This is a genomic window from Aliiruegeria haliotis (genome assembly GCF_003003255.1).
Classification (GTDB): Bacteria; Pseudomonadota; Alphaproteobacteria; order Rhodobacterales; family Rhodobacteraceae; genus Tropicimonas; species Tropicimonas haliotis.
The window spans coordinates 285376-297823 of sequence record NZ_PVTD01000001.1; the positions used below are offsets into that span (position 1 = coordinate 285376).

Consider the following 12448-nt stretch of genomic DNA (forward strand, 5'->3'; position numbering starts at 1 on the left):
GGTCCCATGGGAAAGAACCTCAGCCGCGCCCGCACCCGGGTCGCCCGCAACCTGTCGGTCGCGATGCGGGCGGAGCGGGTCATCACCCGCCGCCGCATGGCCGTGCTTCGTAGCCAGACAACGCTGGTGGCCTTTGCCGGGCTGATCGCCGGGATCGGCGTGGTCATGGTCAATGTCGGCGCTTTCTACTGGATCGCGGCCTCGCTTGGAAAAGCCGCGGCCGGGGGGATTGTCGCGCTGGTCAATTTCGGGCTCGCCGGTGTGCTGGCCTTGATCGCCGGGCGAATGTCGGCCGAAGCGGAGCTTGAACCGGTGATCGAGGTGCGGGATCTCGCCGTGGAGGACATCGAGGCAGAGGTGTCCGACGCCCTGTCGGAGGTCGGCGAGATGGCCGACACCCTGCGCCGCATGGCCCGCGATCCCGTCGGCTCGGCGATGCCGAACCTTCTGGCGCCGCTCCTGTCGATCCTTCTGAAATCCCTCAGGAAATAACGCTGCGCTGCAACTGGAACCGGGTACGCTCCGGCGTGCCACATGCGTGTGCGCCGATATTCGGACACAGCAGCTGAACACTGGCCTTCGGCGACGCTGCCACGTGCGCGGTGGGCCATTTCCGGGAGGATGGGATCACGCGTATCCATGATCGCCCCCGTGCCCGGTTCGATCCACGCGCGGGTGGCCCGGCACGGGCAAAGCCGCAGGACTGGACGTGGCGCCCGGCGTGTCGTTCAGGCCTTTTGCAACCTGTAATCCAGCGGTGGCCAGTCGGCGCCCGAAAGCCATTCGGCCAGGTCGGTTCGGAAGGCCGGGTCGTCGGTGGCGACACCGGTGCGCCACCACCAATGCACATTGGCCGCGTCTTCCCCGGTGATGGAGGGATAGACGTAGAGGCAGCCGAGATACGCACCCTCGCCATCCTCGATCACCCAGGCAAAGCTGCGCCGCGACTCGAACTCCTTCTGATGCCAGGCAAGGTCGATGAGGTTCTTGTCCAGCGTCAGGCCGTCCGGCCGGCTCATCGTCGGGTTCGCCGCCTTGATGTCGGCAGCACTCTCCATCACCGCTTCGAAATCCCGTTCAAGATCGTCCACGCAAAGCGCCTTCAGCCGCACCGGGCCAAGATCATGCTCGGACGGGATCTTTCGCTTGGCAAAGGCAGGATGCGGTCTCATCTGGGCTCCTCTGGCTGCCGGGGGCGCCAGACCACCATCCGTCGGATGTGCCCGCCTGCCAAGGGGCTGATTGGGCCCGCATTGCGCAGGAAAAAACGCCGCCCCCACGGGACGGCGTTTCTGCTGTGGCGATCGCGGCCTGTCGTCAGGCCGGGGCAGGCGGTGCAATCTCCCGCGCCGCGCGGGCCCGCATCTCCCGGATCTCGCTGCGGCGGAAGAAGATGTAGTAGAGCACCGGCGCCGCAATCAGCGTCAGGATCGTGGCGAAGGCGAGCCCGCCCATGATCGTCACCGCCATGGAGACGAAAAAGGCATCGCCCAGCAGCGGGATCATCCCCAGGATCGTCGTGGCCGCGGCCAGCATCACCGGCCGAAGACGGGAGACGGAGGCGCGAATGATCGCAGGCTTCAACTCTTGCCCCTCGGACCGCAACAGGTCGATTTCCTCCACCAGCACGATGCCGTTCTTGATCAGCATCCCCGACAGGCTCAGCAGGCCCAAAAGGGCGGTGAAGCTGAACGGCAGGCCCGTCATGCCCAGCCCGATCACGACACCGTTCACTGACATCGGCACCAGTAGCCAGATGATCAACGGCTGCCGCAGTGCGTTGAAGAGCACGATGGAGATCAGAACCATGATCAGGAACGAGATCGGAAGCTGCGTGCCAAGCGCGGCCTGCGCGTCACCCGAAGCCTCGAACTCGCCGCCCCATTCCAGTTTGTAGCCGATCGGAAGCTCCATCGCCTCTATGGCGTCCCGGATCTCCGCATGGGCCCCGGCGGCGGTGATGCCGTCGGCGACGCCGGCCTGCACGGTCAGCGTCAACTGCCTGTCGCGGCGGTGGACCAGGGTGTTCTCCGGGATGAACTCCAAGCCGTCGACCACTTGCTCGATGGGCAGGAAGGTCTGTGCGGAGGAGGAGAAGACCACCTGATCCAGCAGAGACAGGTCGGATTCGGCCGGCTGGCGCACGATGATCGGGATCAGGCGATCGTTCTCCCGGTAGGTACCGCCGCGGCTGCCGTCGGTCGCATAGAGCAGCACGTTGGCGATGTCGTCCCGGGTGACCCCGGCAGCCTGCGCGCGGTCGGTGGCATAGATCGGGCGCAGCACCAGCTCCTGCTCGCGCCAGTCGGTGCGCAACTGGGTAAGGTTGCTGCTTTCGGCATCCATGATCTCCATCGCCTGTGCGGCAAGCTCGCGCAGCACTTCCGGATCGTTGCCCGACAGGCGGACCTCGATATCGGCGCCGCCTCCGGGGCCGAAGACCAGCCGCTCGGTGCGGAACTCGCCTTCCGGCAGCATCTCTGCGCCGAACGCATCCAGTTCGGCCTTCAGCGCCGGAATGTCGTCGATGGTTTCCGTGCGCACGATCAGGTGGCCATAGGTCGGGTTTGCGTTCTCCGCCGCGTAGGTCAGCATGAAACGCGACGCCCCCTGTCCGACGAAGGTCGTGTAGGACACCACGTCCTCGCGTGCGCCGAGCCAGTCCTCCACCAGCGCCATATGCGCCGAGGTGGTGTTGATCGAGTTGCCCTGCGGCAGCTTGTAGTGGACGAAGAAGATGGGCGTGTTGCTGTCGGGGAAGAACTGCTGTGGCAGCTTGGCGAAGGCGTTGAAGCACAGCGCCGTGATCGCAATCAACCCGACAACCACCAGCCAGCGCAGGCGCAGCGCCAGCCCCAGCGTCCAGCCGAAGGCCCGGAAGAGCGGCCCGCCATAGGCATCCTGGTCGCCGGCGTCGATCTCCCGGAAGAGCTTGTTGCCGAGATACGGCGTCACGGTGATCGCGAGGATCCAGCTGAGCATCAGCGATATGGCAATCACCGCGAAAAGCGAGAACAGGAACTCGCCGGTAGCGTCCGGGCTGGTGCCGATGCCGGCAAAGGCCATGATGCCGATCACCGTCGCCCCGAGCAGCGGCACCTGCGTCTTCTTCGTGGCCTCGTCTGCGGCCTGCGGGCCCTTACGCCCATGCTGCATCGCCACCTGCATGCCCTCGGCAACCACGATGGCGTTGTCCACCAGCATTCCCATGGCGATGATCAGCGCCCCGAGCGAGATCCGCTCAAGCTCGATCGAGAACATGTTCATGAAGAACACCGTGCCGACCACCGTGAGCAGCAGCGTCATGCCCACGACCACCGCCGCGCGCCAGCCCATGGCGAGTGCCAGCACCAGCACCACGATGCCCACCGACATGGCGAGGCTTTCGAGGAAACTGTTGACCGAATCCTCGACCACCACGTGCTGCTGGTAGATCGGGTCCATCTCTACGCCGAAGGGAATCTCGGCGTCCAGTTCGGCCAGCCGCGCATCGACCCGCTTGCCGATCTCCACGATGTTCTCGCTGGACAGCCCGGCCACGGCCAGGGTGAAGGCGTCCTCGCCATTGTGACGGATCAGCAGGGAGGGGTTGTCCTGCCGGTCGCGATAGACATCCGCGATGTCAAAGAGGTTCAGCACCTCGCCGCCCACCCCGACGGTCAGCCCGGCAATTGCCGACACCGTGTCGTCGCCCTGCGGGCGCTGGATGATCATGCGGCTGGTGCCCCGCTCCACCGCGCCCGAATCGTTCACGGTATCCGCCGTCGCCAGCGCCGCCGCCAGTGCTTCGGGCGGAATGTTCTGGTTGGCGGCGCGGGTCATGTCGGGCTCGACGAAGATCGCCTCGTCCGGCAGGCCGGAGACCTCGACATCCGCAACGCCCTCCACCGCGAGCAGCTCGCGTCGCAGGAAACTCGACAGCTCGTGCTTTTCCGCATCCGTGTAGCCGTCCGCCGTGATCGCGTAGAACAGGCCGAAGACGTCGCCGAAACTGTCGTTCACATAAGGCGTGTTCACCCCCTCGGGCAGCGCGGCGTCCGACACCCGGTTGCGCAGGTCGGTCCAGATCTGCGGCAGTTCGGTGCCGTCATAGGTGGACTTGATCTCCACCTCGATCAGCGAATAGCCGGGGCGGTTCATGGAGGTGATCGTGTCCACCTCGCCCATCTTCTGGATCTCCGACTCGATGGGTTCGGAGACTTCCTGCGCCACCTGTTCGGCCGTGGCGCCGGGGTAGGTCGTGATGACGACCGCGTTCTTGATGGTGAAGGCCGGGTCTTCCAGCCGACCGATGGAGTTGAAACCCCAGAGCCCGCCCAGCAGGCAGCCGAGGATGATCAGCCAGGTGTAGATCGGCCGCTCGATGGAGGCGCGTGCGATGGTCATGTCTGGCGCCCTCAGTTGCCGAAGCCGACGAAGCGACGGGCGGCCATGCCGTCCTCAAGGGCGTTCACCCCCGCCAGCACGATCTCGTCGCCGGCCTCGATACCGTCCAGCACGTGAACCTCGCCCGTGTCGCTGGGTTCGAGGGTGACGGACCGTCTGGTCAGGGTGCCCTCGGCGGCGCCCTTGGGCTCGTAGCGAAAGACCCAGGTGGAGCCGTCGGGGTCGATGTGCACGGCGGAGGCCGGGATCACGATGCCCTTGCTCTCCTTGCTGAGCTCCGTCCAGACAGTCACGGAGGATCCCGGCAGGATGCCCAGCCCCTCGGGCGGGGCCATGCCGAAGGTGGCGCGGTAGGTCTGGCCGATGTTGGAGGTCTCCGCCTTCAGCTCCCGGACCTCCAGGTCGAAGATCTCGTCAGAGGCCGGAAACCGTGCCGTCACCTGAACGTCGTCGGCAAGCCCGGCCTTCTGGACCAGCACTTCCGGCACGTCGATCTCGACCCGCAGCTCTGACATGTCATGCAGGCGCACCACGGGCGTGCCTGCGTTGATCGTGGTGAAGTTCTCCACCGAGCGGGAGGCCACGAGCGCATCGAAGGGCGCATGCAGCGTGGCATCTTCCAGCGCGATCTCCGCGTTTTCCACCGCAATCTCGGCCAGGTTCGCGGCGGTCTCCGCGTCGTCGATGCTGACCTGGCTCACGGTGGAGCCCTTCAGCTTGCGCAGTCGGTCGACCGTCCGGTCGGCCTGCTCCTTCGACAGCCGGGCCTGTTCCAGCGCCAGTTCGAAGTTCCGCAGGTCGAGCTGCGCGATGACTTCGCCGCGGGCGACGGACTGGCCTTCGAGCACGGGAAAGCTGCGGATCTGGCCGCCCACCTGGAAGGCGAGGTCGACCGTCTTCTTCGCCGCGACACGGCCGAAGAACTGGCGCGAGATCGCGGTTTTGCTGGCCTCGACGGTCATCAGCTTCACGGGCTTGAGCGCCTGTTCCGGCTCGGGGTCGGCGGAAATCGTGCCCTGCGCCACGGCCGCAAGGGCAACGGCGCCGGACAGCAGGGCAATCGCAATAAGGCGTGGGGCGGTCATAGTGTCAGTCCCTTGGGCAATCCGGTTTTCAGAATGTTCGTCGATACCTTGACGGCAAGCTCGCCAAAGCGGTCGATATCGGCCTGGTCGAGGCCGGTGATCTCGCGGAAGAGCGCGCCGGTCTTATCGATCAGGCGATGCCGGGCTTCCTCGCCGTCGGGCGTGAGGCGCAATTGCCAGGCGCGCCGGTCTTCCGGGTCGCGCTCGCGCAGCAGCAGCCCGCGCGCCTCAAGACTGTCGGCAATGGCGGTGACGGCAGAGGGCAGGGTGTACAGATCCTCCGCCATCTGGCCCATCCGACGCGGCACGCCAAGGTGGACCAGCATGTGCCGTTCGGACTTGGACATTGGCTGATCATCCAGGTTCATCTCATCCATCCGCGCCTCGATGGAGCGGAACAGCAGCATGGTGCTGAACATGATCCGCAACTCGGTCGGGATCGACTGGATGTCATCGCCCAGCAGGCAGTCGGTGGGTTCGGGGGTCATGGCGTCTCTCGGTTTCTCGGGCCGTAACTATTTCATAATTTGAAATATCCAAAGAGGAAAATGTCCGGATTTCGATGCAAAAATGCATATCAGCGTGCGCCAGCGCACATGGCTGACCCATTGACTCGGGCCTCGTGCGTCGGCGGGAAGGCGATTGCGGATAGTCCGCACGCTGGGCGGCCGGGTTGGGTCGCGGCTCCCGGCTTCGGAGGTGTGGGCCGGGAAACCCGGGCCGGGCCTCGGTTCGTGTGGAGCAGTCCGGCCTTCCGAGCAGCGACCTCAGGCCGCAGCGCGCCGGGCGGCGGTCGTGACCCAGAGCGCGGCGCCGATCACCAGCGTCGCGCCGAGGAAGAAGCCGGGGCGGGGCACCTCGCCGAAGACCAGGTAGCCGACGGCGGTGGAGAGCACGAGCGAGAGGTAGCCGAGCACCGACAGGAAGCCAGCCTCGCCAAGGTGGTGGGCCCGCAGGAAGCAGAGTTGCGCGCTCTGGGCGAAGAGGCCGATACAGAGCAGCGGCAACAGCGCCTCCATTTCGAGCGGTCGCCAGCCCGCGGCGGCGAAGGGCGCGGTGAGCAGCGTCAGCCCGACCGTGTAGAACGTCATCAGCACCAGCGGATGCGTGTCGCGCAGGCGGCGCAGGACGATCGTGGCGCTGGCTCCGGCCAGAACCGCGAGGAACAGCGTCGCCAGCCCCTCCGTCGGCGGGGTGTTGAACGGGTTGATGGCGATCAGCACCCCCAGCAATGCCAGCGCCGCTGCCGCCCAGCGGCGCGGGCCGATGGTCTCGCCCAGCAGCAGCGCCGCCAGAACCATGATGACCAGTGGCCGGGTAAAGTTGACCGCGGAAAACAGCGCGAAGGGCACGCGCGCCACGGCGTGGAAACTGGCCGCCAGCGCGGTGACGGAGAGGGCGACCCGCAGCAGGTGCAGCGACAGGTCGTCGACCCCGCGCAGCCGGGCCCGGTCGCGCCAGATCCACGGCGCGATCAGCACCAGCCCGGTCAGGGCGCGCAGGAAGACGATCTGCGCGGGCGGATAGTCCAGCCCCATCGCCTTGACGATGGAGAGCGCCCAGATATTCAGCGACATGTCCGCCAGCAGCCAGGCGCCGCCCGCGAGGTTGCTTCGGCGGGGCGTCATTCCGCTGCGGAATCCGTCTCTGTGGCTGTCTCCGCGCTGTCGGTGCGATCCCCGTCCTGTTCGGTTCCGTGATCCGATCCGGACTCCGGGTCAGGGTCGGGCGGGAAGGCGGGCTTTGCGATCAGGTTCGCCATCAACCGGAACCCGCCGAGCACCAGTTTTTCCATCTGGTGGTGCAGGATCAGCGCGCAGTGCACATGGCGACCCTGCCCGATGCGTGCGGCCAGAAGGGCGCCCTGGTGCGGTGTTTCCTCCGGGTCGGCCATCTCCAGCAGCGGTTCGTAGGCCTCGTCCCAGGATTTCGCGAAATAGAGCCCGCGTTCCTTGTGCCAGCCTGCCCAATCCTCCGCGCCGATTGTGTTAGGCGTGTTCAGCAGGGCGTGTTCGGGCGAGAGGCAGGTAACCTCTGCCGTTTCGTCGGTGACGCGCCAGCGCAGGCTGGGCTGGCCGATCTCCAGCCGCCTCGGCGGCGTGCTGTCGGGATCCCAGTTGTCCCAGGGACGGTGGTAGAGGGTCACCAGGTTGCCACCGGCCTCGACCCAGGCGTGAAGGCGGGGCAAGGCGGCCTGCAACGCCTCCCGGAAGCGGATCGCGAAGATGCCGACCACGATGGTGTCCAGCCCCTCCAGAACGGCCTCGTCCGTCAGGTCGCTGTCCGAAAGCTCCCGCGACTCCGCGCCCATCGCGGCGAGCCAATGCGCGACACGGTCATTGCCAGCGCCGACATAGCCGACGCGGGTCTCGGGAACGGAAACCTCCAGCACACGCAGCTTCAGCGCGGCGGGAAAGGCGCGGGCCCGCGGGGCGATGTGCGGGTGGGCGATGCGGCGAACCGTCATCGCCGGGTGGCCGTCGAGCGTCAACGGGATCTCGATCAGGCCGGGGTCCAGTGTCTCCGGCGGGTGCAGGTCGAAACCGCGGTCGGTCCGGTCCGCGCGCCAGCCTTCTGGCAGCACCAGCGCCGGGGTGGCGGTGGCCGGGTGGATGTCCGAGAGCGTCAGCGTAATCACCCGGGGCGCCGCGGTGGTCATGACCCAGGTCGACGGTGCGAGCGTCGCCGTGGCGGCGGGCAGGGCAACCGGCGTGACCTCCAGCGGCAGGTGGCTCACGCTTTCCTGCCCAAGCGCAGTGACCTTCACCCGCAGCGCAGGGGCGCGGGGGGTGGCGGGGTCATGCACCGGGGGATAGCAATCGGAGGGTGGCGCCGAGGGCGCGAGGCGAAGACCATCCGTGGTCGCCTTCCAGCCGTCGGGCAGTTCCATCGAAACATCCAGCGTCTCCGCCAGGCCCTGCCGCGTCTCGATGGTGAGCGAGGTTTCCTGCCCCGGGTGCAGCCAGTCGTCCCCGGCACGCCCGATCACCTCGACCTCGGCGGCGAGGCGGATGACCCGGGCCAGTTGCTGTTCCTTGCGGCGCAGCCGGTGCATCACCGTGGCGGCGGCCCTGTCGGGGCACATGGCAATGGCTTCCCGCAGGTGGCGCAGCGCGTTGCTGGCGTGGTCCAGAACGCCATGGCTGTCGGGGAAGGCCGAGAGCGCATTGTCGATATCCCGCTGCGCCAGCGAGAGCGCGCCGGTCAGCACCGGCGCCCCGGCATATTGCGGCAGGTCGCGCAGGGTGGCCGGCAACCCGGCGCGGATGTCGTCCTCCGGACCGTCCACGACGCTGCGGGCCAGGTGCAGCGGCCAGTCGCGCTCCTCTCCGGCGGCGATCCAGCGGCCCATGGCCTGCGTGCGGTGGAAGGCGCGTGACTGCTGGCCGATCCGCTCCCAGCTCCAGCCGGAGACCGGGTCGCGTCCCTTTGCCTTGATGGTCAGGCTCGCGGGCGGGGGCGGCAGGTCGTCGTCATAGGCCTGTCCCGCCCCGGACCATGCCGGCAGATAGAGCTTGGAGACCTGCCAGGGCGGCAGGCTGCTGCCGGAAAACTCCGGGTCGGCGGCGGCCTCCATCACCTTGTGCGCGGTCTCTGTCATCGCGCGGTGGTGGCCGTGCTGGCCGGGGATGTCGAGGAAGGTCGGGCAGAGGATGTCCGGCCGTTCCTCCCGCACGATGCGCACGAAACGGCGCAGCGTGCGCGACGTGCCCCACTTGCCCAGCGTCTCCTTGCCGGACTTGGAGAACCCGAAATCGAAGATCGCGTCTTCGGGCGTTTCCGACAGCCAGTAGAGCCGCATGTCGAGCACATCGGCGGCACGTTCCATCTCTGCGGTGCGCAGGACGCCGAGGTCCTCCGTGATCTCGGTGCCAATGTCGTTCTGCCCGCCTTCGCCCCGGTTGGCGCAGGCATAGGACAACGCGAAGCCGTCGCGGAATGTCATCGCGGCCAGCATCGCCGAGGTCTCGTCGTCGGGATGCGCGCCGGAATTCATGAACGAGATAGTCGAGGTCAGCGGGCGCAGCGCCCACCAGAGTTGCAGGATGCGCGGTTGGCTGGCCTCGCGCAGGATGCGGTCAGGATCAGAAAGCGGCATGGGCGGGTCCTGGGCTGCGTGGATCTGGGCATGTCGGGCGGTACAGGGCGGACGGTGGCGGCGCGGAGGTCGGTGTGCGCAGGCCGCACGCGGTCGGGCGCGCCGGTGCCGCAAGGTGGCTGTCTCTGTGGCCGTCGCATGCCCCCCCCACCACCGGAATACGGTCCTCGCAAAGGGCGCAACAGCGTCCCGCACGCCGGGGCAGGGCAACGTCCTGTGTCCGGCCATCTGCACATCGCGCAACGCGCATTTCCATCGTCTGCACCACGTCCACTCCCTAATGCCCCGCCGGAATCTGCGGGGTGAACCGCTGGTTGATCACCAGCGCCGCGGCCCCACGCGCCGCCGTCATCGGTCCCGAACGGCCGCGCAGGAGCCGGGGCACATTCCGATCCGCCCGGTTGGAGACAGAATGCTCCGAGAGCGTCACCGAGTCGATGAGGTGATCGAGGATTCCTTCCGGCATCGCACCGCCGAGGATGATCGTCTGCGGATCCAGGAGGTTCTCGATCATCGCGACAGCATGGGAAAAGGGCTCGGCCGCGCGGTCCAGCCACTGCCGAAGATGCGGGTTGGCCTCGCGGTACAGGGTTTCGAGTTGCCCGCCGGTGGTGGCATGCACGCCCCTCCGCGCGAGGTGTTTCTGTGCCGCCACCCGGCTGACCGCATGTTCGAGCACCACCGCGCCGTCCGGACCGGGCACCATGGCATGGCCGATCTCTCCGGCATTGCCGAACGCGCCGCGCATCAGCCGCCGATCCTGCACCAGCCCGAGGCCGAGCCCCGCGCCGAAATACAGATAGGCATAGGTGTGCAACTCCCGTGCGACGCCCGCGACCCGTTCCGCCATGGCCGCCGCATTGGCGTCGTTTTCCACCATGACTGGCAGGTCGAGCCGCTCGGCCAGCCAGGAGGCGACGTCGAGCTGCTGCCATTCGGGCAGTTCGGAGGCGCTGTCGGACAGGCCGGTCGTGCCGAAGGGCCCGGGCAGAACCACGCCTGCGCCGAGCAGTTTTTGCGCCGGAACGCGGGCCGACCTCAGCGCCGTGTCGCGCAAGTCCCTGATTCGGGTGCAGACCCAGTCGGGCGAGGTCGTGTCGAGCGTCTCCCGCAGCGCACAAAGCTCCTGTCCGGCAAGATCCAGCACCGAGATCAGCAGCGCATCGGGCCGGATCTCCACGCCGAGGGCGAAGCCGCCTTTCGGGTTGAGCGCATAGAGCAGCGCCGGCAATCCGCGCCCGGCGGAGCGGCGGCCGTCCTCCACCAGCAGCCCGTCGGCCACCAGTTCGGCAATGATATTGGAAACCGCCTGCGTCGACAGCCCGGTGGCGCGGGCGATCTCCGCCCGTCCGATCTTCCCGGCATCGCGCACCTTGTCGAGCACCACGCGGCGGTTGTGGCTGCGCGAACGGCCGGCATTTGCACCCCTGACTGTATCGCTGCGTGCGGTCATGAAATCGGATTAACTCAAGTCACTTGATAACTCAATCGACTTGAGTTTTTATGAGGGCAGTAGACCTCCAGCATCCACGACCGCAGACCCGTCCGGGACGTGACGGGCTCGGTGTCAACAGGGAGACATCACATGGGTATCACCTCGCTCAAAAGGGCGGCCCTTGCCGCCGCAACCTCTGCCGCCGCGCTGTTCGCGGGCGCCGCGAACGCGGTCGAGATCGAGTACTGGCAGTATTTCTTCGACGCGCGCGTCGCCGCGATGGAGCAACTGATCGAGAATTTCCAGGCGGAGAACCCGGACATCACCGTGAAGATGACCCACTTCCCCTATGCCGATTACCGGACCAAGGTCGCCGCGGCGATTCCGGCTGGCGAAGGGCCGGATGTGGTGCAGCTCTTCTACGGGTGGCTCAATGACTATGTGGAGGCCGAGCTGATCCAGCCGCTGCCTGCGGAGGCCTTTCCGGTCGAGACGATCGATTCCGAGTTCTTCCCGATGGTGCAGGCGATGAAGGGCGACGGGGCCTACTGGGCGCTGCCCACCGCCGTGCGCTCGCTGGCGCTGTTCTACAACGAGCGGCTCTTCGAGGAGGCCGGCATCGAAGGACCACCCGCAACACTCGACGAGTTGGTGGAAACCGCGAAGAAGCTGACCAAGGCCGACGGGGCCGGGAACCTGACACAGGTCGGCATCACCGCCGGGATGACCGCACAGGATCACCACTGGTTCCGCGAAGTGCTGGTGCGCCAGTTCGGCGGCGAGCCCTATCTCGACGATTACAAGACCGTGAACTACGCGGGCGAGGCCGGGGTCAAGGCACTGGAGTTCTACACCGGGCTGGCCAACACGGAGAAGGTGACCGCCTTCGGGTTCATGGATGAGCCCCAGGCAGCGTTCAAGGCCGGCCGCGCCGGCATGCATATCGACGGGTCCTTCCGTATCGGCTCTCTCAACAAGCAGCGCGGGCTGAAATGGGGCGTGGCAGAGCTTCCGGCCGGGCCCGATGGCACGCAGTCCAACTACTCGTCCTACTGGGTGAATGCCGTCACCACGAAGGCCGAAGGCGAGAAGTACGACGCCGCGCTGAAGTTCATGGCCTACATCACCTCCGACGAGGCGATGCAGATCTGGCTCGACACGGTGGGCGAGCTTCCCGCCAAGCCGTCCGTCGGCATGACCGAGAAGAACGCCTCCGACCCGGTCTTCGGGCCGTTCATCCGGGGCCTCGAATATGCCCACACCACCAAGTTCGTCAATGAATCCGGCCAGCGGCAGGTTCTGGTGGACGCGGTCGAGCGGATCAACCTCGAAGGCGCATCGGTCGCCGACAGCCTCGCCGCCGCCGCCGAGGAAGAGCAGAAGATCCTCGACGAATACTACAACAAGTAAGCTCCTCCTGATCGACTGGGGCCCCGTCGCGGG

General features: G+C 66.9%; 9 protein-coding genes. 2 read left to right on the forward strand and 7 right to left on the reverse strand.

From position 1 onward, the window contains the following. The first annotated feature begins 6 nt into the window (after nt 1-6). The gene (locus CLV78_RS01260; protein ID WP_106202960.1) at nt 7-492 is read left to right on the forward strand and encodes a phage holin family protein; all 486 of its coding nucleotides are present in this window, start codon (nt 7-9) and stop codon (nt 490-492) included. Between the two features lie 236 nt (nt 493-728). Here CLV78_RS01260 and CLV78_RS01265 read toward each other — a convergent pair whose 3' ends face one another. The 7 genes from CLV78_RS01265 to CLV78_RS01295 all read right to left on the reverse strand — a co-directional run bounded on the left by CLV78_RS01265 (nt 729) and on the right by CLV78_RS01295 (nt 11023). After that, nucleotides 729-1172 carry a hypothetical protein gene (locus CLV78_RS01265; protein WP_106202961.1) on the reverse strand — a complete coding sequence of 148 codons (444 nt, stop codon included), beginning with the start codon at nt 1170-1172 and terminating at the stop codon, nt 729-731. A gap of 145 nt (nt 1173-1317) precedes the next feature. Continuing rightward, nucleotides 1318-4386: an efflux RND transporter permease subunit gene (locus CLV78_RS01270; RefSeq protein ID WP_106202962.1), complete on the reverse strand. Its 3069-nt coding sequence runs from the start codon at nt 4384-4386 to the stop codon at nt 1318-1320. Between the two features lie 11 nt (nt 4387-4397). Then, on the reverse strand, nt 4398-5471 hold the full coding sequence (locus tag CLV78_RS01275; protein WP_106202963.1) for an efflux RND transporter periplasmic adaptor subunit: 1074 nt from the start codon (nt 5469-5471) through the stop codon (nt 4398-4400). Next, on the reverse strand, nt 5468-5959 hold the full coding sequence (locus CLV78_RS01280; RefSeq protein ID WP_106202964.1) for a MarR family winged helix-turn-helix transcriptional regulator: 492 nt from the start codon (nt 5957-5959) through the stop codon (nt 5468-5470). The genes CLV78_RS01275 and CLV78_RS01280 overlap by 4 nt, the downstream gene beginning before the upstream one ends. A gap of 279 nt (nt 5960-6238) precedes the next feature. Further along, a complete protein-coding gene (locus CLV78_RS01285) occupies nt 6239-7099 on the reverse strand; it encodes a DMT family transporter (protein WP_106202965.1) in 861 nt (286 codons plus the stop codon). Continuing rightward, nucleotides 7096-9570 (reverse strand): PIG-L family deacetylase, encoded by a 2475-nt coding sequence (locus CLV78_RS01290; RefSeq protein ID WP_106202966.1) that lies wholly within the window; start codon nt 9568-9570, stop codon nt 7096-7098. The genes CLV78_RS01285 and CLV78_RS01290 overlap by 4 nt, the downstream gene beginning before the upstream one ends. A gap of 277 nt (nt 9571-9847) precedes the next feature. Further along, a complete protein-coding gene (locus tag CLV78_RS01295) occupies nt 9848-11023 on the reverse strand; it encodes an ROK family transcriptional regulator (protein WP_106202967.1) in 1176 nt (391 codons plus the stop codon). 132 nt (nt 11024-11155) lie between these two features. Between CLV78_RS01295 and CLV78_RS01300 the strand changes: the two genes are divergently transcribed. Then, nucleotides 11156-12415, forward strand: a complete 1260-nt coding sequence (locus tag CLV78_RS01300; RefSeq protein WP_211300925.1) for a sugar ABC transporter substrate-binding protein — start codon at nt 11156-11158, stop codon at nt 12413-12415. Nucleotides 12416-12448: the final 33 nt, after the last annotated feature.